Raw genomic sequence first — 25,230 nt, 5'->3', positions numbered from 1 at the left:
CGATCCCGGACCGGCGGGTGAACCGGCTGCACATGTATGTGGGGACGCTGTCCTTCGACCTCCTCCTCGGCGACGTACATTCGCTGAAGGAGAAGCGCTCCGTCGTCCGCCCGATCGTCGCCGAACTCCAGCGGAAGTACGCGGTGAGCGCGGCGGAGGTGGAGCACATGAACCTCCATCGCCGGGCCGTCGTCGGCCTGGCCCTGGTGTCCGGCGACGCGGGCCACCTCAGCGACGTGCTCGACCGGTGCGAGCGGCTGGTGGCCGGCCGTCCCGAGGTGGAGCTGCTGTCGGTGAGGCGGCGCTTCCACGGCGACGACGACTGACCGGATCGGGCAGAAGACCGGATCGACCGGATCGGGCAAGAGAAGCCGGATCGGGCAAGAGAAGAAAGAACGGGAGACGGACCAGTGGCCGACAACGCGCGGGCGAAAAGGCTGGCGGACCTCATCCGAGAGGTGGTGGCCCAGAAGCTGCAGCGCGGGATCAAGGACCCGCGGCTCGGCTCGCACGTCACCATCACGGACACGCGGGTCACCGGTGACCTGCGGGAGGCGACCGTCTTCTACACGGTCTACGGGGACGACGAGGAGCGGAAGGCCGCCACGGCGGGCCTGGAGAGCGCCAAGGGCATCCTGCGCTCCGAGGTGGGCAAGGCGGCCGGCGTGAAGTTCACGCCGACCCTGGCCTTCGTCATGGACGCCCTGCCGGACACCGCCCGCAACATCGAGGACCTCCTCGACAAGGCGCGGCAGTCCGACGAGAAGGTGCGCGAGGCGTCCGCGGGCGCCACGTACGCGGGCGAGGCGGACCCGTACCGCAAGCCGGACGAGGACGAGACCGACACCGAAGGCGCAGTCGAGGCCGACGAGACGGACGACACCGCTAAATGACCGAGAAGCACACCACGCCCGACGGCCTTGTCATCGTCGACAAGCCGTCGGGCTTCACTTCGCACGACGTCGTCGCCAAGATGCGGGGCATCGCCCGCACCCGGCGCGTCGGGCACGCCGGCACGCTCGACCCGATGGCGACGGGCGTCCTGGTCCTCGGGGTGGAGCGGGCGACCAAGCTCCTCGGGCACCTCGCCCTCACCGAGAAGGAGTACCTGGGCACGATCAGGCTCGGTCAGACGACGCTCACCGACGACGCCGAGGGCGAGATCACGGGGTCGCGGGACGCCTCGAAGGTCACCCGGGAGGCGATCGACGCCGGCGTGGCCGAGCTGAGCGGCGACATCATGCAGGTGCCGTCCAAGGTCAGCGCCATCAAGATCAAGGGCGTGCGCTCCTACAAGCGGGCGCGCGAGGGCGAGGAGTTCGAGATCCCCGCCCGTCCCGTCACCGTCTCCTCCTTCGCGGTGTACGACGTCCGGGACGCCGTCGCCGACGACGGCACCCCGGTCCTGGACCTGGTGGTCTCGGTGACCTGCTCGTCCGGCACCTACATCCGGGCGCTGGCCCGCGACCTGGGCGCCGGACTCGGCGTCGGCGGGCACCTCACGGCGCTGCGCCGCACCCGCGTCGGGCCCTACAAGCTGGACGGCGCCCGGACCCTGGACCAGCTCCAGCAGGAGCTCACCGTCATGCCCGTCGCGGACGCGGCCGGCGCCGCCTTCCCGCGCTGGGGGGTGGACGCCAGGCGGGCCAGGCTGCTCGCCAACGGCGTACGGCTGGAGATGCCCGAGGAGTACATGGGCGTCGGAGCCGTCGCCGTCTTCGATCCCGAGGGGCGCCTCCTCGCCCTCGTCGAGGAGCACAAGGGCAAGGCGAAGAGCCTGGCCGTCTTCGGCTGAGCCCACACACCGTCAGGTCCGCCCGTGGAGCGGCGCACACGGGGACTGCCACCGTCGCCGCTCCACGGTCCCCCCTCGGTTCCCCCACCCCCTAGGGTGTATCCAACCAACCCCTTCTGTTCACCCGTCCGGGCAGGCGCTCGGAGTGAACCGGGGGAGTGGAAGGGGGCGCGTTCGCCAGGAGCCCTGTCCCGCTGATCATCACGCGCCTACCGTCGAACACACAGCACGGGTGTACGGCGGGGAGGTTCGACGATGGCGTCGCGGAACCGGTCCCGGGAGGCGACGGGCGGCAGGGCGGGGGAGCGGCCCGGGGACGGCTCCCGGGAGGCGCGAGGCGGGCCCCCGGCAGTGCGGGCGGCCGACCCGGCGGAGCACGGCGCACCCGACGCCGCCCTCGTCCGCGTCCACGACCTCGCCGGCCGCCCGCGCGGCACGGGATTCCTCGCCGACCACCACGGCACGGTGCTCACCAGCCACGAAGCGGTCGACGGCCTGACCCGGCTGGTCCTGAGCACCGCCGGGGGCCGCCGCCGCGTCGTGGCCGCCGCCGACGTCGTCCCGCTGCCCGCCCTCGGCCTGGCCCTCGTGCGCGCCGAGGGCCTCGGCGCCGCACCGCTGCCGCTGAGCACGCGGGACCGCGTCGAGGCCGGGACCTACGTACGCATCGCCGCCGGGGGCTGGCGCGAGGCCCGGGTGCTGGGCGCCACCGACGTCACCTACACCGCCACCGACCGCTTCCACCTCCTCGGCGACGCCCTGGAGCTGGCCGTCGGCACCTGCGGGCGCGACGCGCTCCGGCTGGGCGGGGGAGCGGCCGGCGGGCCCGTGCTCGACGTGGCCACCGGCGCCGTCCTCGGGGTCCTCGGTACCGCCCTCAGCTCCGGCCACAGCGACGTCGGCTTCGCCGTGCCGCTGCGCCGCGCGGCCGCGGGCCCGCTCGCCGACCTCCTCGCCGAGAACGCGGCCACGGTCCCGGCCTACGGCGCCGACCTCAACCTGGCCGGCGTACTCGCCCTCACGGCGACGTCGGTCACGGAAGCCGTGCCGGACGGCGGACCGGATGCCCGGGGACCGGTCGAACGGGCGGGGGTGACACGCGAGTTCGCCGCCTTCGACGCGAGCGGCGCCCGCGTGCTGGGCCTGGTCGGCGCGCCGGGCAGCGGCCGTACGACCGAGCTGGCGGCCCTCGCCGCCCGCCGTTCCGGCGGGCCGGCGGCGGCCCCCACGCTGTGGCTGCGCGGGGCCGATCTGCACGACGACGACATGTCGCTGGCGGACGCGGCCCGCCGGACGCTGGACCGGGCCGCCCGCATCGTCGCCGCCCCGGACCCGGACCGCCCGGGCCCCGTCGGCCTCGGCGACGTCACCCCCGAACGCCTCGCCCACCTGGCCCGCACCGCCGGTCGGCCCCTCCTGGTCGCCCTGGACGGCCCGGAGGAGATGCCGCCCGTCCTGGCCCACCGCCTCCCCGAGTGGACCGAGCGCACGGCCGCCTGGCTCCGGGAGACGGACACACGGCTCGTGGTGGCCTGCCGCGCGGAGTACTGGGAGCACGCGGGGGCGGAGTTCCCGAGGGAACTGCTGCACGACCCGGACCCCGGGGCGCCGTCGCCCGGCCCGACCGGGGCCGGTGCGGCGCGACGACCCACGTGGGCGACGGAGGCCCCGTCACCCCCGGCGTCCACCGCTCCGGAGCCTTGGCCCGGTCCGGGCGGTGCGGTGGGGGAGGCCGGTGGCGTGTCCTCGCCCGGGACCGGCCTGCGGGGGTCGGGGACGGGGGCTGCTGGGGGTGTGCCGCTGTTCGGTGCGAGGGGCGGGGTGTCCGGCGCGGCGGGGGGAGTGCCGTTGCCCACGGTGTTCACGGCTTCGGAGCCTCGGCCCGGTCCGGGGGGCGGGCTGCCGCCCGGGGCAGAGGTCGCCGTGCCGGGGCGGGGCCCGGAGGCGGCCGGTGGCGGTTCGTCGCAGGGTATTGGCGTGTGGGAGCCGGGGGCGGGGGCTGCGGGAGGTGCGCCGGTGTTCGGTGCGAGGGGTGTGGCCTTCGGCGCGGCGGCGTGGCCGCGTCGTACCGGTGGCGCCGTCGGGCCGCGGCCTGCGCCCGGGACGGCCGCAGGGCCGTCGGACGGGACGGACGCCGTCGAAGGCGGGCCCGCGTCCGCACGGCGGGTGACCGCGGGCGGCGCCCGGGGGCGCGGGCAGGACGGGCTTTTGCCCTGCGTCCGCCTCGGCGACCTGCGCGACGACGAGGCCCGGGAGGCGCGCGCCCGCCACGGCGTGCCGGACGGCGCCCTGGCCGACCCGGACGCCGGGCACCCCCTCACGATCCGCCTGCTCTCGGAGGTCCGGGCCGCCCTCCCCGGCCCCCCGGCCCCCGTGCCCGTCACCCGGGACGCGGTCTTCACGGCGTACCTGGACCTGATGTGCCTGCGCGTGGCCACCCGCCTGGCCGACGAGAACGGCCTGCGCGGCACCGCCGTACGCCGACTCGCCGCGAAGGTCTCCGGGCAGGTCCACGAGGCCGCCCGGCGCAGTCTCGGACCCGGGCAGGGCGGGCTGGACCGGGAGTCCTTCGAGACACTGTTCCCGTGCGGGCCGGCCCCGGCCAGGCTGGGCGGCGGCACCGGCTGGGCACCGGCCGTGCTCGCCGAAGGCCTCTTCGTACCCACGGGCAGCGGCTACCGCTTCGCGCACGAAGAGCTCGCCGACTGGATCCAGGGCACCCACCTCGACCTGGGCGAGGCCCTGCGCGCCCTCGTCCACCGGCGCGACACCCCGCTCGGCACCCACACCCACACCCGCGCCCTCCCCGTCCCGCACCACCGCATCGGCTCCGTCGTCGAGGCGCTGCTGCTCCTCGCCCGTCAGCACGGCGTCCCCCAGCTCGCCCTGACCCTGGAGGAGCTGGTGCACGCCCTGGACCGCGACCCGCACTCCTGGTGGGCGGCCAGGCTGCTCGCCGAGGCGCTGACCCGCGTGCCCGACGCGACGCCGTACACCGACGTGCTGCGGCTCCTCGCCGACGGCATCGCGGAACGGGCCGGGGACGGGCAGCCGACGCCCCAGGTCTTCGGGCCCGCATTCTGGACGGCGCCGCGCGTGCCCGCGGCCACCCGCCTGGACCTGCTGCGCCGCCTCGTCCTCGCGGACGGCCCGCCGCACGAACCCGGCCCCCGCCACCTGGACACCGCGGCCGGGCTGCTCGTCGCCGACCCCAGGACCGTACAGCCGCTCCTCGTCCGGTGGTTCGACGACGAACGGCCGCTGCCCGCCACCCCGCACGCCACCGTGGCGACGGCCGCCCAGGCGCTGCTGCACACCCACCGCCACCGAGGCCTGGACGGACTCACCGAGGTGCTCGTCGACAGCACCCACCGCCGCGCCGACGAACTGCTCGCCGTCCTGGCCGAGGAGGAGCCGTCCGCGCTCTGCCGAGCGGTGGAGCGGTGGGCGCGCGACGAACGCCCAGCGCGGCACCGCGCGGCGGTCACCCACGGCCTGCGCACCGCCCCGCACGCACGCCCCGGCGCCGACCGCACCCTGCTCCGCCACGCCGCCCTGGTGCTGCTCGCCGGACCTTCGGACAGCCCGCTGCGCGGCGGCGCGCTCGCCCTGCTCGTCCAGGACCCGGACTGCCGCGACCGCCACCTCCCCGCGGCCCTCGACCTCTTCGCCGCCTGCGATCCGTACCTACCGCCGAGCGCGGTGGCCGCCGCGCTGCCGACCCACCCCGAACCCGTCCTCGAGGCCTTCCGGGCCCGACTGCTCGGCCCGGACGCCGGTGAGGCGCTGCGCAGGCTCGCCGACGCCACCACCCCCGCGCTGACCCACCGGGTGGCCGCCCTCGTCGGCCGGACCGTGACCGAGCGCCCCGAGACCGCCGGACACCTGGCCGCGTACGTCGACCGGCGCCTCGACCGGGACCCGGCACCCCGCGCCGTACTCCTTCCCCTGGTCACCCGCCTCCTGGACGACGGTCCCGAGCCGGCGCGGGCCGCGCTCGCCGGAGTCCTCGCCGCCGACGGGGCGACGGCGAGCGCCCCGCTCCGCCGCACGCTGCGGGAGCACCTCTACGCCCACGAGCACGAACCCGCCGTCCTGGACGCCCTGCTGCACGCCGCCGCCCGGTGCGACGGAGCGGAGCTGCGGGCCCTCGTGCACCGCACCGGGCTGCTCCTCGTCCGCACCCCCGAGGGCGCCACCCGCTACGACCGGGGCCTCGTCGACCTGGCCCGGCACCTCCCGGGATTCGCCCCCCGGCTGACCGGCTGGCTCACCGACGCGCCCGAGGACTGGGCCGCGCTGGTGGGCCCCAGCACCCGCCGCACGATCGAGCACCTGGCGGGCGTCCGCGTCCCCGCCTGACCCGCCCCCGCGCGGCGTGGGGTGCACCGGGTCACAGCACCGATGCCGATGCCGACCGGAGCCGGACGGCATGGCACCCTTAGACCTGCGTAAGGGTCACCACGGAACCATGGACACCACGGAAGCACCGAGGAGCGGACACAGTGCAGCGCTGGCGTGGCTTGGAGGACATCCCCGAGGACTGGGGACGCAGCGTCGTCACCATCGGCTCCTACGACGGTGTCCACCGCGGACACCAGCTGATCATCAGGCACGCCGTGGACCGCGCCCGCGAGCTGGGCGTCCCCGCCGTCGTCGTCACCTTCGACCCGCACCCCAGCGAGGTCGTCCGCCCCGGCAGCCACCCGCCGCTGCTCGCCCCGCACCACCGCAGGGCCGAACTGATGGCGGACCTGGGGGTGGACGCCGTGCTGATCCTCCCCTTCACCAAGGAGTTCTCGAAGCTCTCCGCCGCCGACTTCGTGGTCAAGGTCCTGGTCGACCGGCTGCGCGCCAAGGCCGTCGTCGAGGGCCCCAACTTCCGCTTCGGCCACAAGGCCGCCGGGAACGTGGACTTCCTCATCGAGCAGGGGAAGGTCTACGACTTCGAGGTCGAGGTCGTCGACCTGTACGTCACCGGCGACGCGGGCGGCGGCGAGCCGTTCTCCTCCACCCTGACCCGCCGCCTGGTGGCCGAGGGCGACGTGGCGGGCGCCGCGGAGATCCTGGGCCGCCCGCACCGCGTCGAGGGCGTCGTCGTGCGGGGCGCCCAGCGCGGCCGCGAGATGGGCTTCCCCACGGCCAACGTCGAGACGCTCCCGCACACCGCGATCCCGGCCGACGGCGTCTACGCCGGCTGGCTGCACGCCCAGGGCGAGGCGATGCCGGCCGCGATCTCCGTCGGCACCAACCCGCAGTTCGAGGGCACCGAGCGCACGGTCGAGGCGTACGCCATCGACCGCGTGGGCCTCGAGCTGTACGGCCTGCACGTCGCCGTGGACTTCGTGGCCTTCGTACGCGGACAGGCGAAGTTCGAGACGCTGGACGCGCTCCTCGAGCAGATGGCCGTGGACGTGGACAGGTGCCGCGAGATCACCGCGACGGACGCCCCCAGGCCCTGAGGACGTCCTCCCCTCGTCTGCGTCTGCGTCTGCGTCGGCGGCGGCCCGCCCGTCCCGGCGGCGGCCCGCCCGTCGCCGTCGGCGTGTCCCTCGGCGTGCCCGTCGGCGTCAGCCCGCCCGTTCGGCGACGGGCCGCTCCGCCCGGGCCCAATGGCAGGCGACCTGGGACTCGTCGCCGCCGCGCAGGATCTCCAGCTCTTCGTTCCGGCAGGCGTCCGCGACGCCGGCCCGTACGGCCTCGCCGCTCGCCAGCACCGGGCAGCGGACGTGGAAGCGGCAGCCGCCGGGGATGTACGACGGGTCCGGCGGCTCGCCGGTGAGCACGACCGGGGCTCCGGGCGCCTCCGGGAGCACGGACAGCAGGGCCTGGGTGTAGGGGTGCCGCGGGGCCGTCAGCACCTGCTCCACCGCGCCCGTCTCGACGATCCGGCCGAGGTACATCACCGCGACCCGGTCGGCGATGTTCCAGGCCAGGCCGAGGTCGTGGGTCACCACCAGCGCGGACAGGCCCAGCTCGGTGCGCAGCCGCAGCAGCAGCGCGAGGATCTCGCCGCGCACCGACGCGTCGAGGGAGGCCACCGGCTCGTCGGCGACGAGGAGTTCCGGCTGGAGGACCAGCGCGCCCGCGATGACGACCCGCTGGCGCTGGCCGCCGGACAGCTCGTGCGGGTAGCGCAGGAAGAACCGCTCCGGCGGCCGCAGCCCGGCCCGCGACAGCGCCTCGGCGACCGCCGTCCGCTCGTCCCCGGCGTGGCCGTGGATGCGCAGGCCCTCGGCGACGATGTCGTACACCGTGTGCCGCGGGTTCAGTGAGCCGCTCGGATCCTGGAGGACCAGCTGCGCCCGCCTGCGGTACGCCTTGAGCGCCCGGGCGGAGTACCCGAGAGGGGCACCGTCGAAGGTGACACGTCCCCCGGTGGGCCTGACCAGGCCCAGCAGCGAACGGGCGAGGGTCGTCTTGCCGCAGCCCGACTCGCCGACCAGCGCGACGATCTCACCGCGCCGGATGTCGAGGTCGACCCCGTCCACGGCTCGCGCTGCGGCGGCCCCGCGCCGGCCGGGGAAGGTGACGTGCAGCCCCCGGACGCTCAGCAACGGGGGTGCGGAGTCGGGTGCGGCGCGGGGTGCGGTGTCGGGTACGGCGCCGGGTGCCTCGTCGGGTGCGCCGTCAGGCAGGGTGCTGCTCATGGGGCACTGCTCCTCACTCCGTCGTCCTCCGCCGGCGCGACCCCGCCCGCACCGCGTCCATCGCCACCCGAGCGGCCGTCGGCGGCGCCCCCGGCGGGCTCCGCGCCCTCGCCGGTGTGGCGGGTCCCGGCAGGCTCGCCGCGCCCGGCGGGGGAGCCGGCCCCGTCACCGGCAGGTGCCGTGTCCCCTTCGGGCGGCCCGCTCCCGGCAGTCGCCCCGGCACCGTCCGGCGGCACCGTGCCGTCCGGACCCACGTGGACGCATGCCGCCCGGCGTCGCGCGCCCGCGTCCCGCAGTGGCTGGTCCTGGGTGGCACAGAGGTCCAGCGCCACCGGGCAGCGCGGATGGAACGCGCACCCGGACGGCACCGCCGCGGGGTCGGGCGGGTCGCCCGGCAGGCCGCGGGGCGCGAACCTCGAGGCCGGGTCCCCGATCGTGGGGAACGCCTCCGACAGCGCGCTGCCGTAGGGATGCCGGGCGTCGTCGTAGACCTGCCGGGCCGGGCCCTCCTCGACCACCCGGCCCGCGTACATCACCGCGAGCCGGTCGCAGGTGTCGGCCAGCACGGCGAGGTCGTGGCTGATCATGATCAGGCCGACGTCCTGCTCGCCCACCAGCCCCTCGATCAACCGCAGGATCTGCGCCTGGATCATCACGTCGAGCGCCGTGGTCGGTTCGTCGGCCACGATCAGCCGCGGGTCGCAGGCCAGCGCCATCGCGATCATCACCCGCTGCCGCTGGCCGCCGGACAGCTCGTGCGGGTAGGCACTCGCACGTGCCGCCGGAAGACCGACCTGCTCCAGCAGCTCACCGGCCCGCCTGCGGGCCCCCGCCGCCGTGGCCCTGCGGTGCAGCAGGATCGGCTCGGCGATCTGGTCGCCGACGCGGTGCACGGCGTTCAGGGAATGCATCGCGCCCTGGAAGACGATCGACGCCCCCGCCCAGCGGACCGCCCGCACCCGCCCCCACTTCATCGTGAGCACGTCCTCGCCGTCCAGCAGGATCTCCCCGCCGACCCGCGCACCCGGCGGCAGCAGCCGCAGCAGCGCCAGGGCCAGCGTGGACTTGCCGCAGCCGGACTCGCCCGCGATGCCGAGCTTCTCGCCCGCCGCCAGGGTCAGGTCGACCCCGCGCACGGCGGCCGCACCGCCGGGATACGTCACCTTCAGGTCCCGCACCTCGAGCAGACTCAACGGGACACCCCCAGCCTGGGATTGAGAACGGCCTCCACCGCACGCCCGCACAGCGTGAACGCCAGCGCCACCACCGCGATCCCGATGCCCGGCGGCACCAGGTACCACCAGTCGCCGGAACTCACCGACCCCGCCTCCCGCGCGTCCTGCAGCAGCCCGCCCCAGGACACGACCGCCGGGTCGCCGAGCCCGAGGAAGGCCAGGGTCGCCTCGGCCAGGATCGCGGAGGAGATGATCAGCGTCGTCTGCGCCAGGATCAGCGGCATCACGTTGGGCAGCACGTGCCGGGACATGATGTGCCAGTGCCCGCCCCCGAGCGCCTTCGCCCGCTCGATGTACGGCCGCGACTCCACCGCCAGCGTCTGCGCCCGCACCAGGCGTGCCGTCGTGGGCCACGTGGTCACGCCGATCGCGAGCACGATCGTGCCCAGCGACCGGGACAGCACCGTCGCCAGCACGATCGCCAGCACCAGCGTCGGCATCACCAGGAACCAGTCCGTGATCCGCATCATCACCGTGGCGTACCAGCCGCGGAAATGGCCGGCCGTGATCCCGATGAGCGCGCCGATCAGCACCGAAAGAACCGCCGCGAGCAGCCCGACCAGGAGCGACACGCGCGAGCCCCAGATCAGCAGGCCCAGCAGGCTCCGCCCGAACTGGTCGGTGCCCAGCGGGAACCGGCCGCTCGGGCTCTCCAGCGGCTGCCCGGGCGCGTCGGTCACGCTGTCCACGTCCGATCCGACGGTCAGCGGCGCGGTCAGTGCCACGAGCACGAACAGCACCAGCGTGGCCAGCCCGAACACCCCCGCACGGTGCTTGCGGTACTCCTTCCAGAAGCGTGCGACCGAGGCGCGGCGCCGCCGCCGGGCGAGCGCCCGCGGACCCGGCGCGCCGGACTTCGCCGGCGGCCCCGACGTGGACTCCGTGGTCTCGGTGGTCTCGGCGCTCATCGGCCCACCCTCGGATCGAGCATCGGATACAGCAGGTCGGCCAGGGTGTTCATCAGGATCACCGCGGCGGCGAAGACGAAGAACAGGCCCTGCACCAGCGGCAGATCGGGCACACTGAGCGCCTGGTAGAACAGCCCGCCGAGACCCGGCCAGGAGAAGACCGTCTCGACGAGGATGACCCCCGCCACGGTCCGCCCCAGGTTGACGAAGACCAGCGTCACCGTCGGCAGCAGCGCGTTGGGCACGGCGTGCCGGCGCCGTACGAGATCGTCCCGGAGCCCCTTGGCCCGCGCGGTCGTCAGATAGTCGCTGCCCATCTCGTCCAGCAGCGCCGACCGGGTGACGAGCAGTGTCTGCCCGTACTCCACCGCGACCAGCGTCACCACCGGCAGGACGAGATGGTGCGCGACGTCGAGCACGTGCGCGAAGCCCTCCTCGCGGCCCGACTCCATCCCCCCGGTCGGGAAGAGCCCCGGGATCGGGTCCACCCCCACCGACAGCACGATGATGAGCAGCAGGCCCAGCCAGAAGGACGGGATGGAGTAGAGCGTCAGCGCCAGTCCGGTGTTGAGCCGGTCGCCGAGCCCGCCGTGCCGCCACGCCGAGCGGGTGCCGAGGAAGGCACCCAGCGCGGTGTAGAGCACGAAGGCCGCGCCGGTGAGCAGCAGGGTGTTCGGCAGCGCCTCGGTGATCTTGTCCACGACGGGCGCGTGGAACTGGTACGACGTGCCCAGGTCCCCGCTCAGCGCCTTGCCGCAGTAGTCCGTGAACTGCTCCCACAGCGGCAGGTCGAGCCCGAACTCCTCCTTGTACACGGCGAGCTGCTCGGCCGAGACCGGACGGCCACCGGTCATGAACTTCACCGGATCGCCGGGGATCAGCCGGAAGAGGAAGAAGCTCGTGACGAGCACGGCGAACAGCGAGACGGCCGCGCCCGCCAGCTTCCCCGCCACGTACCGCGGGTACGCGCTGCGGGTGAGCCCCCGCGGCGCCGCGGCCGCGGGAGCCCGCTTCTCGACGGCGGAGCCGGAGGCGCTACTCACGGTCGTCGGCCGACGCCCGCCGGCGGACGGCGAACAGCACCCCGAGCCCCACGAGGACGACGACGCCCGCCGCGATCCCGATCACGGTCCCGGTCGACGACGAACCCCCGGAGGAGTCACCGGAGTCGGCGGGCACCGCCGACCACCAGCTCCAGTAGCCGTCCTGCCCGTAGATGTTGCCCGCGGCGGACGGCATCGTGGTGATCGACTCGATCTGGTCCGTGCGGTAGGCCTCGACCGCGTTCGGGTACGCCATGACGTTCATGTACCCGGTGTCGTACAGCCGGGACTGCATCTGCTTGACGATCGCCGCCCGCTTGCCGGCGTCGTACTCGCCCAACTGCCGTGCGTACAGGTCGTCGTACTTCTTGTCGCAGATGAAGTTGTCGGTGGCCCCGGTGTCCTTCGGCGTAGCCGGGAGCGCCGCGCAGGTGTGGATGGAGAGCACGAAGTCCGGGTCGGGGTTGACGGACCAGCCGTCGAAGGCGAGGTCGTACTTGCCGGCCAGCCACGGGTCGGTCACGTTGTCCAGGCAGTTGAGGGTGACCGAGATGCCCAGCTCGCCCCACCACTCCTGGAGGTACTTGCCGACCGCCTTGTCGTTCGGGTCGGTGGCGTGGCACAGGATGCGGTAGTCCAGCGGTTTGCCGTCCTTGCCGAGGCGCTTGCCGTCGGAGTCGGTCCGGTAGCCCGCCTCGTCGAGCAGTTGGGCCGCTTTCGCGGGATCGTAGGCCAGCTCCTGCTCGCCCGACGGCTCGAAGAAGTACGAGGAGAAGCGCGGCGGGATGTAGCCCGCGCCCTCGACCGCGTGGCCCTGGAACACCTTGTCGACGATCGCCTTGCGGTCCACCGCCATGAACAGCGCGTTGCGCACCCGCTGGTCCAGCAGCGAAGGGTCGCCGTCACCGAACCTGGTCCCGTCCTTCGCCCGTGCGCCAGGGTTGGTGGCCAGCGCGTAGAAGCGGCGCCCGGGAGCGTCGTTGACGCGGATGTTCTCCTCGCCCTTGAGCGAGTCGGCCTGGGCCGGAGTCAGCGACGGCGACCCGGCGACGAACGACACCTCGCCCTTGCGCAGGGCGGCGACCGCGGCGTCCTGGTCCTTGTAGTAGCGGAAGACCAGCTCGTCGAACTTCGGCGCGCCGCGCCAGAAGTCCTTGTTGGCCTTGAGCCGCACGTAGCTGTCCGGCTTGTAGTCGGTGAGCACGAACGGACCGTTGCCGACTACCGGGAAGTCCTTGTCGTTGTTGAACTTCGAGAAGTCGTCGACCTTCTCCCAGACATGCTTGGGCACGATCGGCACGTCCAGCGCGGTCATCGTGGCCTGCGGCTTCTTCAGCCGGATCACCAGTTGGGTCGGGCTGGGCGCCGTGACCTCCGCGAAATTGCCGACGAAGCTGCCGTTGGCGGTGGCGGCGCCCGGGTCGGTCATCATCGTGTTGAACGTCCACGCCGCGTCCTCGGCGGTGGCCTGCTCGCCGTCCGACCACTTGGAGTCGGAACGGATCGTGTACGTCCAGGTCAGCTTGTCCGGCGAGGACTTCCACTCGGTGGCGAGCCCCGGTATGACGTGGTTGTCCTTGGCGTCGTAGTTGGTCAGGTACTCGTACGTCAGCCGGTGGATGCTCGTGCTGAGCAGCCGTACCGCCAGGAAGGGACTGAGCGAGTCGACGCTCTGCGCCACGGCGACGGTGAGCACCTTGTCGCCACCGTCGCCTCCGTCGCCCTCCTTCGCCGCGACCGAGGGAGCGACCGCCCCCGACGCGAGGAGCAGCGCACCGGCGCCTGCTGCCGCGAGGAGACGGGTCCGCCACGGCCGGTGGGCGGTACGTCCGCTGCCGTGCTGATCGTGTCTGTTCATGACTACCTGACCTCGCGTCATCGCACGCGCAGACGCCGGGCGTCCTCGCGTGGGGCGGGCTTGAACGGTGGTGAACGCGGAATGAAGTGTGTGTCTACCAGCGGCAGTCTGCGCGCGTCAACGGTATGTCAAACCCCATGTGGCCTGCGGAAACGAGGAGTTGACCCATACGTGACCCTCATTGGCGCAGACCACTGGCGCTTGCCTGGTGAGAGCGTGGCGGCTGGGGCGGACGTTGCCGTTCGCACACGCCCGAAGGCCCGCGCCGTCGAGGACGGGGCGGGCCTTCGGAGGTGGTGGGGCTACTGCTGGGGCGGGGGCGGAGGGGGCGTCTGCCCCTGTTGCGGCTGTTGCTGTTGCTGTGGCTGTTGCTGTGGCTGCCCTGGGTGTCCCGGCTGTCCCGGTTGCGGATATCCGTAACCGGGCTGGGCGTAGGGCTGGTTGTAACCGGGCTGGGGGTACGGCTGCTGTTGTCCGGGCGCGGGCTGCGGCGGGTACGGCTGGCCCGGCACGGGCTGTCCGGGCTGCGGCGGCATCGGCTGGCCCTGCTGCGGCGGCATCTGCTGGCCGGGCATGGGCTGGCCCGGCATGGGCTGCCCGGGCATCTGCTGCCCCGGCGTCTGCTGGCCCGGCATGGGCGGGGCGGCGACCGGCGGCGGGTTGCCGTCGGACGTCCACAGGCCGTGCGACTGCTGGTGGCGGACGAAGTCCTCGGCGACCATGGCCGCGAGGTTGAAGTACGCCTCCCGCACCTTCGGCCGCATCATGTCGAGGTCGACCTCGGCACCGGCGGACAGGTGCTCGTCGAACGGGACCACGACGACACCCCGGCAGCGGGTCTGGAAGTGCCCCACGATGTCGTCGACCTTGATCATCTTGCCGGTCTCGCGGACCCCGGAGATGACCGTGATCGACCGCGAGACGAGGTCGGCGTAGCCGTGTGCCGACAGCCAGTCCAGGGTCGTACTGGCGCTGCTCGCACCGTCCACGGACGGCGTCGAGATGATGATGAGCTGGTCGGCGAGGTCGAGCACGCCGCGCATGGCGCTGTAGAGGAGACCGGTGCCCGAGTCGGTGAGGATGATCGGGTACTGCTGACCGAGCACGTCGATCGCGCGCCGGTAGTCCTCGTCGTTGAAGGTCGTGGACACGGCCGGGTCGACGTCGTTGGCGATGATCTCCAGACCGGACGAGGCCTGCGAGGTGAACCGCCTGATGTCCATGTACGAGTTGAGATACGGGATCGCCTGGACGAGGTCCCGGATGGTGGCCCCGGTCTCCCGGCGCACCCGTCGGCCGAGCGTACCGGCGTCCGGGTTGGCGTCGATCGCGAGGATCTTGTCCTGCCGCTCCGTGGCGAGCGTGGAGCCGAGCGCGGTGGTGGTGGTCGTCTTGCCGACGCCGCCCTTGAGGCTGATGACGGCGATGCGGTAGCAGGACAGCACCGGGGTGCGGATCTGGTCCAGCTTCCGCTGCCGCTCGGCCTCCTCCTTCTTACCGCCCAGCTTGAACCGCGAACCACCGGCCGCCGGACGGCTGCTCTTCGCCTTCTGCCGCTTGTTGTTCACCAGCCGGTCGGACGACAGCTCCACGGCCGCCGTGTAACCGAGCGGCGCCGCCCCCGGATTGGTGGCCTGCCGCTGGTCGTGCTGCATCGGCTGCGGCCAGGCGGCCCCGAGACGGGGATCGGCGGGCTGCTGGTACGGCTGGGGCTGCGGTTGCGGCTGGGGCTGCTGTGCCTGCGGCTGGTACTCCGGCTGCTGGGCGGGGGGCGCCTGGGGCGGGTGGGGCGCCGCCTGCGGTGCGTTGGGAGCCTGCCCCGGCTGACCGGGTTGCATCGGCTGACCGGGCTGGGCGGGCTGCCCCGGCTGGGCGGGCGGAGCCTGACCGCCGCCCTGAGCCTGCGGCGCCTGCTGCTGCGGCACACCGGGATACGGCTGCTGCTGCGGCGACGGCCCGTGCGGGGCCTGCGGCGCCTGCGGGAAGCCGTATCCGCCGGGCGGCTGGGCGGGGGAGTGGGGCTGGGGCTGCGGGGCCTGCGCACCGGGCTGCGGGAAGCCGTAGCCGGGCTGAGGCGCGGGCGGCGCGTCCCACCCGGCGGGCGCCGGCTGCGGAGCCTGCGGCTGGAAGGGAGGCTGCTGCGCCGCTACGCCCGGCTGCTCGGGAGGCGCGGGCGCGGTCTGGGGCTGTGTCGGGGGCTGGGGCTGTGCGGGCCACTGGTGGGCCGCCGCCGGCGCGACCGGCGGGTACGACGGAGGCAGCGGCGGCATCCCCTCGGGTGCGGGGGGCGTCGCGTCCTGCGGAACGGCGTCCTGCGGCACGCTGTCGGCCGGCGGCGCGGCGTCGTCGGGCACCGCGTGCACGGGCACGTCCGCCGCCGGGACGCTGTCCTCGGGCTCGTCGCCGACCCGCTCGGCGGATTCGGACTCGGCGACGGCCGCCAGGACGACCGGCTCGGACTCCGGCTCCGGCTCCGGCTCGGCGTCGGGCGCCGACCCACCGAGGCGGGGGTCGGCCACGTCGCCGTACCCGCCACCGGACTCCGCGTCGGGAGCCTCGTCGGAGACCGACTCGAAGTCGGACTCCGTGTCGACGTCGGTTTCGGCGTCGGCGTCGGTTTCGGCGTCGGCGTCAGTGAAGCCCGTGCTCACGAAGGGCTCGTCCGGCGTGTCACGGACCTCGTCGGTACCGGCCGCCGGACCCTCCCCGGCGGCGTCCTCCGCGGCGGCCCGCTCGGCGAGTTCACGCTTGAGGGCGACCGAGGAGAAGCGCATGGTCGCGCCGCTTTCCAGGTCGCCGTTGTCGAGGTCGCCGGTGTCGGGCTCGCGGTCGGGTCCAGGTTCGGGCTCGGCCGCTGCCTCGGGCTCCTCGGCGGGAGGCGGCGGAGCGGGAGCCTGGAGCTGGAACCCGCCGGCCGGGAACGTCGGCAGGGCCGTGGGAGACGCGAGCCCCGCGGCAGGCGCCGGGTCAGCCATGGCCTCCGGCTCCGGCGTCCGAACCTCCGGCTCGGGCTCGGGCGACGCGGACTGCTGCGATGGTGTCGGCTGCGGCTGCGGCTCGAACCCACTCCCCACCGGCAGCTTGGGCAACCCGGCCGGCCCCCCGCTCGGCGGCGCGGGCGGAGTGAACGGCGCACCCGGCCCAGGCGGCGGAGGCGGCGTGAACGCCGCCCCCGGAGCCGGCGCCGGGGGCGGAGGCGTGAAGGGCGCGCCCGGGGCGGGAGCCGGCACGGAGGAAGGTCCATGGGGCGTCGCGTGCGGCGGGGGAGTCAGCCCCGGCAACGGCGGAACCGGACCACGAGGCGCAGGCGGAGCCGTCGGAGCGGAAGCCGGGGGAGAACCGGCCGAACCGGAGGGCGGATCGGCCCCCTCACCCTCCCCCTGCCCACCGTCACCGGACGCGTTCTGCGTGTACCAGGCGGGCGGCGCGTAGTCGATGGTGAACTCACCGGTCGTCTCGACGGAGGACTCCGCGTCGGGTTGGTCATCGCCGGGTGTAGCCCAGCCCCCGCGGATCCCGTCCCGATCGCTGCTCACAGTTCCTCCTGGTGTGGTCGAGCACCCTCAAGCCGTGCTGGGGCGACCCTTGCTTGTCATTCGAAATTGTCCGAGGTCGTCCGATCCACCGGTTCTCCCCCTGAGACGCCGACGCCCGCTCACGGGTTCTGCCGTCGCGCCCGACACCAGCCTAATCACCGCGAGCCTCGGCCCGGCAGCCCCCGCCCTCGCCCGAAGGCCCGCCCATGGCGTCACGGTCGGCTCGAGAACATCGCGGACGTTGCGTGTTCGCGGGATTTTCATGGGATATCCATGGACAAGTCAGGTGGTCTCCCGCTCGTGCCGCCACTCCTGTCGCTTCATCCGTCCACTCTCATACGGATGATGACCCGTTCCGTGATCACCCGCTTCCATCGAGTGACGGCGAGGCTGGCATAGTTGGAGATGATCTCCGTCGTCCCACCGCAGGAATTCTCTGGGAACCGTCGGAATTCCCTGAACCAGGAAGAGGCCACGAGTGAGCTTCGGCCCGCCCCCGTCGATGTCCCAAAGCCCCTCACCTGCCGCGGAACCCTTCGGGGCTCGGACTGCGCACGGTGACGCCGGAGGCCGGGGGCCCAGGCGTTCCCGCAAGCTGCTGATGGGGCTCCTCGCGGTCATCCTCACGGGGGCGCTGGGCACCGGCGGTTGGATGCTGTGGGGGCGCGACAGTGCGGGCTCGCAAGTGTCCGAGAGGACACGGACAGAAGTGGGCCAGGGCCCGCTCGACGTCCGTGACACGGTCGAGGAGCGGCAGGCCAGCATCAACGGCACGATGGCCTTCCGGTTCTCGGTGGACGACATGAAGCCCGGCGAACACGTGGAGATGCCCGGGATGTGGGCCACGGACCGCATCCTCGCCAAAGGCATCAACAAGACCCTTGTCGGCATGAGTATCGGCACCGATGCCGCACCGGGCGACGAGAAGTGGCGGCTCGCGCTCGACGGTCCGATCTGCGGTTACACCCGCAAGGTCACCGGAGACAATCGCACCGCAGTCCTCTTCCGGGCGAACGACTGGGCGGACGAGGCCCTCTGCAACCAGGTGGCCTTCGTCGACCTCGACGACGGCCGCCTGCTCTGGCAAAACCGATTCTCCGTCTCCCAGCTGGGGCGCGAGTCGAGCGACGCCACGGGCACCGAGAAGGACCGACCCGGGGTGGCCCTCGCACACGGCACGGTCGCCGTCACCTGGGGCGGCGGCACCATTGGCTACGACATGAAGGGCGGGGCCACCCGTTGGTCCACGGCGACCACCGCGCCCTGTCAGGACATGGGGGTGGTCGGCGGCCGAGGACTGATCGTCCGGGAATACTGCTGGAACGGTGACCCCGGTCCCGCCGGATCCTGGCGGGACATCACGTACCGGCTGCGGAAGCTGGACCTGGCCACGGGCGCAGCCCTGTGGACGTATACCGCCGCCGAGGGCATCCGCAGCCTCCATGTGCCCTCCGTCGCCCCGACCGTCCTCGCCGTGTCCGCCGGTGACACCGGGATCACCGACCTCATCTCCCTCGACGACCAGGGCCACAACCGAGCCACCATCAGTCTCCGCAACGGCGCGTACGTCGCTGAATGCTCAGACACCGAATACCTCATGATCGACGACTGCCCGACCATCGCCGTCGGAAAGGAACAGGTCTTCATCCGCAGCAAGGACCAACTCGAGGAGCAGACGTACAACTGGATCATCGGCTTCGACCTCGCCACGGGGGACACGACCAAGAAGTTCGACTCCGGCCCCGGTGCTCTGCTCCAACCGGTGCGCATGAGCGGCGACCGCCTTCTCGCTCTGCGCCTGAGCGACGACCACATCGCGCCGAACGCACTCGTCGCTCTGGATCCGCGGACGGACGAGGAGGTGCCGTTCCTCTACTTCGGACTGCCGAGCGAGGCACAGTTGATGACAATGACGGATCAGAACGACATCGTCGTCCAGGACGGGCGACTCTTCTTCGGAGTCAAGTCCGCGAACGGGCCCGGCGACGGCAAGAAGAAGCAGTGGAGCTACCTCGTACTCGGCATCGGCAGCGTTGTACCACAGAAGTCCTGACCGGCCGGTTCGGAGAGAACGGCGCGGCACCTGGTGATCAGTCCATCCGGCGCGGCGTACCCAGCAGCCCGGTCTCTCCGTCCGTGGGCTGCGTCATCACGTACTGGCGGTCCCGGTCCGCGCACCAGAGGGTCATGCCGTCGGCGAGCGAAGGCAAGGACTCCGTCTCGGTCCGGGAGAGCGCCAGGACGCGTCCCAGCTCCGCGGCCTCGTCCGGCGACACCCGCTGAACACCCGTCAGACGTGCCTGACGCATGAGCCGCGGCGCGACCGGGCTGAGATACGGCAACAGTGTGAGCACCGACTGCCAGGGGCCGGAGGCGACGCGCCCACGCGGCGGCCGCATACCGCAGTCCCTCACCACCAGCACCGGCGTGCCCGCCGACGCCCCCTGGGGCGGCACGCGCCCGACGTTGTACACCGCCAAGCCGTTCTGCCCCCCGCCCATGGCGTGGACCAACTGCACCCACGCCTGGGGGCGCCCCGTCTCCACCGCGACCCGCGCGCCAGTCGCGGCGGCGCGCAGGGCGATGACCTGGGCGGTCCACAGACCGGCGATGAGAACCACGTCGTACGGAGTGGGTCTGTTCACGCCGAGCACAGCGGGGCGGCCTTCCGCGTCCACACCGATGACGACACCGTCGTCACCGAGGGGCAGCGCGAGCGCGTCCAACTGCACGGCCGGGACCGTGTGGGCACCATGTCGCGGGCCCAGCAACCCGAAACCCTTCAGAAAGCGCCGGGGGGCGCGGCGTGCGCCCGGCGAAGAACCGGTCCCGGCCTCGCTCCGTGCCCTCCCGTCCGCGCCGTCGGCCGGCCGGGTGGAGAGAGAACTCATCGTGTGCCTCCCAGGGGCAGGGTGGCCAGAACGCCGGGCAATTGCTCACGGTCGAGCCGGGCCAGTCCGGTGCCCGACCGCCGGGCGGCGTCCTGCAGCGCCCGCCGCGCGGCGACCAGTTCGTCGTCACTGCGGCCAGTCACTCGCAGATGCCCGCGCACCGACACTTCCTGTCCGGCCTGCGACAGACGGAGACTGAAGGTGGTCGCCAGCGCCGGTACCGACGTCACATCGGCCACGAACTGCGGCAGCGAGGAGGACTGATCGCCGCCGAGATGGGGCCACCGGCGAATCCAGTAGGTGGTGTGCCGGCGGTTGTCGCATCGCCAACTGCGCGCCGACTCGCGGGTGCGCGGCTGGCGCTGCTCGGTGCGTCCGGCTTCTGCGGTTACCAGGGGATTGGCACACATGGAGGTGGCGAGGGCCGTGACCAGTTCCTCCTCCCGGAGAACGGTGGTGCGGAAGCCGGCCCCGGTGAGTCTGCTGGCCAGGTGGTGCGCAGCGCGCGCCACACACTTCTGAGCTCCGACGAGCCCGCCCCCGCGTGCCGCCACGGCCTCCGGGCACAACTCCGGGTCCAGTTTCAGAGCGACCCAGGTGAGGCGTACGGCTGGCGTGCCCGTCCGTTCCTGCAACGGGGCGTAGTTGGCGACCGCCACCGACTGCCGCGGCAGGTGCAGTGCGGGTGCCGGCTGGGTGTGGAGCACGATCTGTGCCGACTCGAGCCGGATCCCGTCCACCGCCAGGGCGTCGCGCACGATTCTCAGCGGCAACGGTTGCCGGCTCCGTTCAGCCCGCAGAGCGGTGGCGTCCGCCTCGACCTGGACGACGGCCGTGACGAATGTGCCGTCCCCGACGATGCCCACCGGCCGCCGGTCGTGTGCCCCACAGGAGTAGGTGCGCAGCGCGGGCTCGCACTCGAGGGCCGGTACCAGAGCCGGCTCCGTCCCGGGCGGGATCGCCACGGCACCGGCTCGCCTGAGCCGGTGCCGCAGTCCCCGTGCGGTGGACAACCAGTCGGGGACCGACCGGCCCCGGCGGCGGGCGAAGGCGATCAGTACCAGCGCGACGGCGAGCAGGGCAGCCGGCACCATGGCCACCTTGCCCACGGTCCAGCCGACGAGCAGGGCGGCCAGGGCGAGTTCCACCAGCAGCAGCCGTTGCAACCTGGACGACGTGCCCTGTCCGGGACGCGCTCTCAGGTGTGCGGCGTTCGGGGCCCGCGTCCGGCCGCGGTTTCGCGTACGTGTCCCGGAAGCCATCATTCAGTTCCCCCGAATCTGCCGAGCCGACAGCTGCAATATGGGTAGCGCGCGCGGCTCTTGAAGACCCGAACACCCTACCCGCCGATCATCGCGTCGCCGTCAGCAGGCATAGTAGGGGTCGGTCTGTCAGTACGGGGTGGACGAGGTAATCGTCCCTGACCGGCACGGGGAGAGACGGTCACTCATGGCATCACGGCGGGACGAGCTCAACGCCTACACGTTCGCGAAGCGGCGCCTGCTGGCAGCATTCCTTCAGCCGTCACCTTCGGGAACGGAGGAGGGCGCCCCCAAACCGTTGCGCACGGTGGTGCCGAGCCTGGTCGCCGGGGCACTGACGCTGGCCGTCTTCGGAGCCTGGGGCATGTTCCAGCCGACCGCACCGTCCGGCTGGGACGAACCCGGTGCACGAGTCATCGTGGGCAAGCAGTCGACCACGCGTTATGTCGTTCTCAAGACGGACGGCGACACCCGCCTGCACCCCGTGTTGAATCTGGCCTCCGCCCGGCTGCTCATGAAAGACGGCACCTACGAGGTCGTCCAGGTGGGCGACGACGTCCTCGACTCGGGGGAGATCCCGCGCGGTCCTATCCTGGGCATCCCGTACGCGCCCGACCGGCTGCCCGCGCCCGAAGAGGCAGGCCGGGCCAAACGCTGGGCCGTCTGCGAACAGCCCGGCGGCAAGGGGGAGACGGTTCAGGAGGCTACGTTCGTCCTCGCTTCGCAGGAGGCGGCGAAGACGGAGGGCGCCGGTCGACTGAAGGGCGGCGACACCCTGTACGTGGCCACCCGCACGGGCGAGCGGTACCTGGTCGACGCCGAGGGAAGCTCTTACCATGTCACCGGCACCGAGTCCGATGCGCTCACCACCGCACTCGTGGGCTCTCGCAAGCCGCAGCTCGTCACCAACGAGTGGCTCGCGACGCTCCATCAGGGTGATCCGATCCGCTTCCCCCCGCTGCCGCCCGCCGTCGGCACGCCAGCGGGCGTGTCCGGCGCCCTGTCGGCGCAGGAGAACAAGGTGGGCACGGTCCTGAAGACGGAGACCGGGGAAGGGACGAAATACTACGTCGTCCTGCCGGGCAAGGTACAGCCGATCACCGAGTTCACCGCCTGGCTCCTGATCACCTCGCCGCAGACGGCCACGTTGAACATGAACGGCGAGGCCCGCACCGTGGGCCTGCAGGACTTCACCGCGGAACCCGACCCCTTCGAGGGCCAGCCGGACGACTGGCCCCGTCAACGCGTCCACCAGGTCAACTCTGCCTCCGCCGGGACGGGGCGCGACACGGTGTGCAGCGTCCTCAGAAAGGTGGACACGGAGGGCGACACCACCCTCAGCACCTGGGCCGGACAGCAGTACCCGGCCGAGATCACCTCGGACGGCACGAGCACGCACGTCACTCCGGGCACGGGTCTGCTGTACACCCAGATCCAGGGCACCGGCACGGACTCGGGTTCACTGTTCCTCGTCACCGACACCGGCCTGAGGTACGCCGTGCAGGCCAATGGGGACAGCGACGCAGACAGGTCGGACATCGGTGCCGACGGCCGGAAGAAGACTTCGGACGGCAGCCCGGAGCCCAGCGAGGCACAGGTGAAGCTCGGCTACGAGAACGTACGCCCGGCGAAGGTGCCGCTGGCGTGGTCGGAGTTCCTGGCCAAGGGGCCGCGGCTGGACACCAACAGCGCCCGACAGCCGCAGGGTTCCTGACCACACCGCTTCGACGACCGGCTTCAGGATCCCAGAACCGCAGTGCCGAGGACAGGAAGGACGGGGAAGACGTGCAGCAGCCGCTGACGAAGGCACCCACGCTGGCCGCCGCCGTGCTGCTGACGGCGCTGAGCACGTGCGCGCCGAGCGTGCCGAGCGGGTACTCCGCGGTGGACACGCGGGAGCCTCTCCGGCTGGCCGGCAGCGGCTCGTGCACGTTCCCCAGCGAACAACAGTTCAAGGCCCGGCCCTGGCCGCTCCAGCGGGTCCTGCTCGACGAGCTCTGGCAGGGCACGCGCAAGGGCAAGGGCGTACGGGTCGCGGTGATCGACACCGGCGTGGACGACGACAACCCCCAGTTGACCGACGCCGTGGACAAGGCCGCCGGACTCGACCTGCTCACCAAGGGCAAAGGTGGCGACCCGACCCACGACGAAGTGGGCCACGGCACCAAGGTCGCCGGCATCATCGCCGCCCGCCCGGCTGAGGGAACGGGATTCGTGGGGCTGGCACCGGGAGCCACCGTCATTCCCGTCCGCCAGAACGACGCGGACAGCAGCGGTGACTCGGACTCGATGGCCGCGGCCATCAGACACGCGGTCGCCAAGGGCGCCGACGTGGTCAACATCTCCCAGGACACCACCAAGCCCCTGGCCGCGACCTCCGAGCTGGCAGAAGCGGTACGCGAGGCCCTCGCTCAGGGCGTCGTCGTCGTGGCCTCCGCAGGCAACGACGGCTTGGACGGCAAGACCAAGGACACTTACCCCGCCGCCTTCGAGGGCGTCCTCGCCGTTGCCTCCTCGGACCGCAACAACGAGCGTGCCGCATTCTCCCAGCCCGGCGACTTCGTCGGTGTGGCCGCACCCGGCGTCGACATCGTCTCCACCGTCCCCGGCGGCGGCCAGTGCACGGACAGCGGCACCAGCTTCTCGGCCCCGTTCGTCGCCGGGGTGGCGGTCCTCCTCAAAGAGAAGTACCCCGACTGGACCCCGGCCCAGATCGTGACCCGAATCGAGCAGACGGCCGAGCGCTCGGTCAACGGCCACGACGACTTCGTCGGCTGGGGAGTGGTGGATCCCGTGCGCGCGGTCCAGGAGGCGGACTCCGGTAGGCCCCCTTCGTCTCCGACCCCCGACCCGGGCGTAAGGAGCGCCGAGGCGCCGGACGTGGCACCGTTCTCCCTGGCCGAGACCCCCGAGGAACGCGATCGCCGGTACGCCGTCTACGGCCTGTCCGTCGGCGCCGTCCTCGTCGTGCTCATCTCGGGTACGGGAGTGGTCCTGCGCGACCTGCGGCGCCGCCGGCGTCCGTGATCGCGGGGCGGCGGCGCGAGCACCGGCGTCACTCGGCGACGACGCCCCCGTCGCCCGGCGCCGGCTCCAGGTCGAACTCCCCGTCCCGCGCACCCAGGACGAAAGCCCGCCACTCCGCCTCGGTGTACCGCAGCACCGTCTCCGGATCCAGCGACGACCGCATGGCCACGGCTCCGTCGGGCAGATAGGCGATCTCCACCCGCTCCTCGTGTTCCTCCGTCCCCGGCGCGCTGTGCCACTCCACACCCGAGATGTCGAGCGCGTACAGCTCGTCCCGCTCGCGCTCCTTGCGGGCTTTGACGTCCTCGTCCGGCACCTGGGCCATGGCGGAGGTGTCCTTTCAGGCGGCTTACCAACGATCCCCGACAACCTTACTGGCCCTGCCCCTGCCTCGGTGGCGGAAGCAGCCGACGGCCACTGACGCCCGGCCCCCTGCCCCCGAACTGCCCTGATGACGCTCCGCCGTTGGAACCAGCGGATCAAGTGACTAGAGTAATCGCGGGTATCGCGCGCATGCGTGGTGCCGGCACGGGGGCGGTGCGACGTAGCGACCACGCGTCGCGCGGGAGCCGGAGCGGTTCTTGCCCGCCAGGAGAGCCCGGACATCGGTCCGGGCGGACCCGTCACGGTGGTGACAGCCACCAGTGCTTCAGAGGAAGGGCAAGAGACCATGAGCGTCGATTACAGCGACCAGGACCTGACAGATCTCGCTGACAAGATCCGCACCTTCCACACGGATGTGAGCAGCCGGGTGACGTCGCTCAACGCCGTCGTGGACATGATTCAGGGGGGCTGGCAGGGCGCCGCGGGCAAGGAGTTCGACTCCGTTCAGCGCGGTGTGAACCAGCATCTCAAGAAGTTGCAGGACAACCTCGTCGACCTCGAAGAGGTCATGCGCATGAGCGTCAAGGGCTTCACCCAGCACGAGCAGGACCGGGTCTCGGAGATCCGCAAAGTGGACAATTCGTACCAGGTGACCAGCCGCATCACCGACCTCGCCTGACCCGCAGCGCCGTACGCAACCG

Annotated in this window: 18 protein-coding genes; 9 read left to right on the top strand and 9 right to left on the bottom strand. The window is 72.6% G+C overall.

Features of this window, described 5'->3' with window-relative positions:
* Positions 1-32: 32 nt before the first annotated feature.
* From R2E43_RS10115 to R2E43_RS10095, 5 genes are all read left to right on the top strand, one after another.
* A complete protein-coding gene (locus tag R2E43_RS10115; protein ID WP_003973319.1) occupies positions 33-326 on the top strand; it encodes a DUF503 domain-containing protein in 294 nt (97 codons plus the stop codon).
* Between the two features lie 84 nt (positions 327-410).
* A complete protein-coding gene (gene rbfA, locus R2E43_RS10110; RefSeq protein ID WP_191851178.1) occupies positions 411-893 on the top strand; it encodes a 30S ribosome-binding factor RbfA in 483 nt (160 codons plus the stop codon).
* Positions 890-1,795, top strand: coding sequence for a tRNA pseudouridine(55) synthase TruB (truB, locus tag R2E43_RS10105; RefSeq protein WP_191851177.1), 906 nt, complete (start codon positions 890-892; stop codon positions 1,793-1,795). Before rbfA ends, truB begins: the two co-directional genes overlap by 4 nt.
* A 255-nt stretch (positions 1,796-2,050) precedes the next feature.
* Positions 2,051-6,157 carry a trypsin-like peptidase domain-containing protein gene (locus R2E43_RS10100; RefSeq protein WP_332056132.1) on the top strand — a complete coding sequence of 1,369 codons (4,107 nt, stop codon included), beginning with the start codon at positions 2,051-2,053 and terminating at the stop codon, positions 6,155-6,157.
* A 143-nt stretch (positions 6,158-6,300) separates the two neighbouring features.
* A complete protein-coding gene (locus tag R2E43_RS10095; RefSeq protein WP_003973315.1) occupies positions 6,301-7,257 on the top strand; it encodes a bifunctional riboflavin kinase/FAD synthetase in 957 nt (318 codons plus the stop codon).
* A 108-nt stretch (positions 7,258-7,365) separates the two neighbouring features.
* Here R2E43_RS10095 and R2E43_RS10090 read toward each other — a convergent pair whose 3' ends face one another.
* From R2E43_RS10090 to R2E43_RS10065, 6 genes are all read right to left on the bottom strand, one after another.
* Positions 7,366-8,445 carry an ABC transporter ATP-binding protein gene (locus tag R2E43_RS10090; protein WP_332056131.1) on the bottom strand — a complete coding sequence of 360 codons (1,080 nt, stop codon included), beginning with the start codon at positions 8,443-8,445 and terminating at the stop codon, positions 7,366-7,368.
* Positions 8,442-9,638, bottom strand: coding sequence for an ABC transporter ATP-binding protein (locus R2E43_RS10085; protein WP_332056130.1), 1,197 nt, complete (start codon positions 9,636-9,638; stop codon positions 8,442-8,444). Before R2E43_RS10085 ends, R2E43_RS10090 begins: the two co-directional genes overlap by 4 nt.
* Positions 9,635-10,588, bottom strand: coding sequence for an ABC transporter permease (locus R2E43_RS10080; RefSeq protein ID WP_003973312.1), 954 nt, complete (start codon positions 10,586-10,588; stop codon positions 9,635-9,637). Before R2E43_RS10080 ends, R2E43_RS10085 begins: the two co-directional genes overlap by 4 nt.
* Positions 10,585-11,631 (bottom strand): ABC transporter permease, encoded by a 1,047-nt coding sequence (locus R2E43_RS10075; RefSeq protein WP_332056129.1) that lies wholly within the window; start codon positions 11,629-11,631, stop codon positions 10,585-10,587. The genes R2E43_RS10080 and R2E43_RS10075 overlap by 4 nt, the downstream gene beginning before the upstream one ends.
* Entirely contained in the window at positions 11,624-13,489 is a 1,866-nt protein-coding gene (locus R2E43_RS10070) for an ABC transporter substrate-binding protein (protein WP_011030408.1), read from the bottom strand. The genes R2E43_RS10075 and R2E43_RS10070 overlap by 8 nt, the downstream gene beginning before the upstream one ends.
* Before the next feature lie 302 nt (positions 13,490-13,791).
* Complete coding sequence (locus tag R2E43_RS10065; protein WP_332056128.1) at positions 13,792-17,025, bottom strand: SCO5717 family growth-regulating ATPase; 3,234 nt, start codon at positions 17,023-17,025, stop codon at positions 13,792-13,794.
* 709 nt (positions 17,026-17,734) lie between these two features.
* Between R2E43_RS10065 and R2E43_RS10060 the strand changes: the two genes are divergently transcribed.
* Entirely contained in the window at positions 17,735-19,078 is a 1,344-nt protein-coding gene (locus R2E43_RS10060; protein ID WP_246551164.1) for an outer membrane protein assembly factor BamB family protein, read from the top strand.
* A gap of 37 nt (positions 19,079-19,115) precedes the next feature.
* Here R2E43_RS10060 and R2E43_RS10055 read toward each other — a convergent pair whose 3' ends face one another.
* A complete protein-coding gene (locus R2E43_RS10055; protein ID WP_332056127.1) occupies positions 19,116-19,916 on the bottom strand; it encodes a hypothetical protein in 801 nt (266 codons plus the stop codon).
* On the bottom strand, positions 19,913-21,181 hold the full coding sequence (gene eccE, locus R2E43_RS10050; RefSeq protein ID WP_332056126.1) for a type VII secretion protein EccE: 1,269 nt from the start codon (positions 21,179-21,181) through the stop codon (positions 19,913-19,915). Before eccE ends, R2E43_RS10055 begins: the two co-directional genes overlap by 4 nt.
* 184 nt (positions 21,182-21,365) lie before the next feature.
* On the opposite strand from eccE, the gene eccB reads away from it, so the two are divergent.
* Positions 21,366-22,892 carry a type VII secretion protein EccB gene (gene eccB, locus R2E43_RS10045; protein ID WP_011030413.1) on the top strand — a complete coding sequence of 509 codons (1,527 nt, stop codon included), beginning with the start codon at positions 21,366-21,368 and terminating at the stop codon, positions 22,890-22,892.
* A gap of 71 nt (positions 22,893-22,963) precedes the next feature.
* Positions 22,964-24,205: a type VII secretion-associated serine protease mycosin gene (gene mycP / locus R2E43_RS10040; RefSeq protein ID WP_011030414.1), complete on the top strand. Its 1,242-nt coding sequence runs from the start codon at positions 22,964-22,966 to the stop codon at positions 24,203-24,205.
* Positions 24,206-24,233: 28 nt separating this feature from the next.
* Here mycP and R2E43_RS10035 read toward each other — a convergent pair whose 3' ends face one another.
* On the bottom strand, positions 24,234-24,530 hold the full coding sequence (locus tag R2E43_RS10035) for a DUF397 domain-containing protein (RefSeq protein ID WP_011030415.1): 297 nt from the start codon (positions 24,528-24,530) through the stop codon (positions 24,234-24,236).
* Between the two features lie 345 nt (positions 24,531-24,875).
* Here R2E43_RS10035 and R2E43_RS10030 point away from each other — a divergent pair, with 345 nt between their 5' ends.
* Positions 24,876-25,208 (top strand): WXG100 family type VII secretion target, encoded by a 333-nt coding sequence (locus R2E43_RS10030; protein WP_161270240.1) that lies wholly within the window; start codon positions 24,876-24,878, stop codon positions 25,206-25,208.
* Positions 25,209-25,230: the final 22 nt, after the last annotated feature.

Source organism: Streptomyces violaceoruber, from assembly GCF_033406955.1.
GTDB classification, from domain to species: Bacteria; Actinomycetota; Actinomycetes; order Streptomycetales; family Streptomycetaceae; genus Streptomyces; species Streptomyces violaceoruber.
This window is presented reverse-complemented; position numbering and strand designations above follow the sequence as displayed.

Excerpts from the sequence above, each read along its gene's own strand:
- R2E43_RS10115 (WP_003973319.1), top strand. The coding sequence starts at position 33 with ATGTATGTGGGGACGCTGTCCTTCGACCTCCTCCTCGGCGACGTACAT.
- truB (WP_191851177.1), top strand. The coding sequence starts at position 890 with ATGACCGAGAAGCACACCACGCCCGACGGCCTTGTCATCGTCGACAAG.
- R2E43_RS10100 (WP_332056132.1), top strand. The coding sequence starts at position 2,051 with ATGGCGTCGCGGAACCGGTCCCGGGAGGCGACGGGCGGCAGGGCGGGG.
- R2E43_RS10090 (WP_332056131.1), bottom strand. The coding sequence starts at position 8,445 with ATGAGCAGCACCCTGCCTGACGGCGCACCCGACGAGGCACCCGGCGCC.
- R2E43_RS10080 (WP_003973312.1), bottom strand. The coding sequence starts at position 10,588 with ATGAGCGCCGAGACCACCGAGACCACGGAGTCCACGTCGGGGCCGCCG.
- R2E43_RS10070 (WP_011030408.1), bottom strand. The coding sequence starts at position 13,489 with ATGAACAGACACGATCAGCACGGCAGCGGACGTACCGCCCACCGGCCG.
- R2E43_RS10055 (WP_332056127.1), bottom strand. The coding sequence starts at position 19,916 with ATGAGTTCTCTCTCCACCCGGCCGGCCGACGGCGCGGACGGGAGGGCA.
- eccE (WP_332056126.1), bottom strand. The coding sequence starts at position 21,181 with ATGATGGCTTCCGGGACACGTACGCGAAACCGCGGCCGGACGCGGGCC.
- eccB (WP_011030413.1), top strand. The coding sequence starts at position 21,366 with ATGGCATCACGGCGGGACGAGCTCAACGCCTACACGTTCGCGAAGCGG.
- R2E43_RS10035 (WP_011030415.1), bottom strand. The coding sequence starts at position 24,530 with ATGGCCCAGGTGCCGGACGAGGACGTCAAAGCCCGCAAGGAGCGCGAG.
- R2E43_RS10030 (WP_161270240.1), top strand. The coding sequence starts at position 24,876 with ATGAGCGTCGATTACAGCGACCAGGACCTGACAGATCTCGCTGACAAG.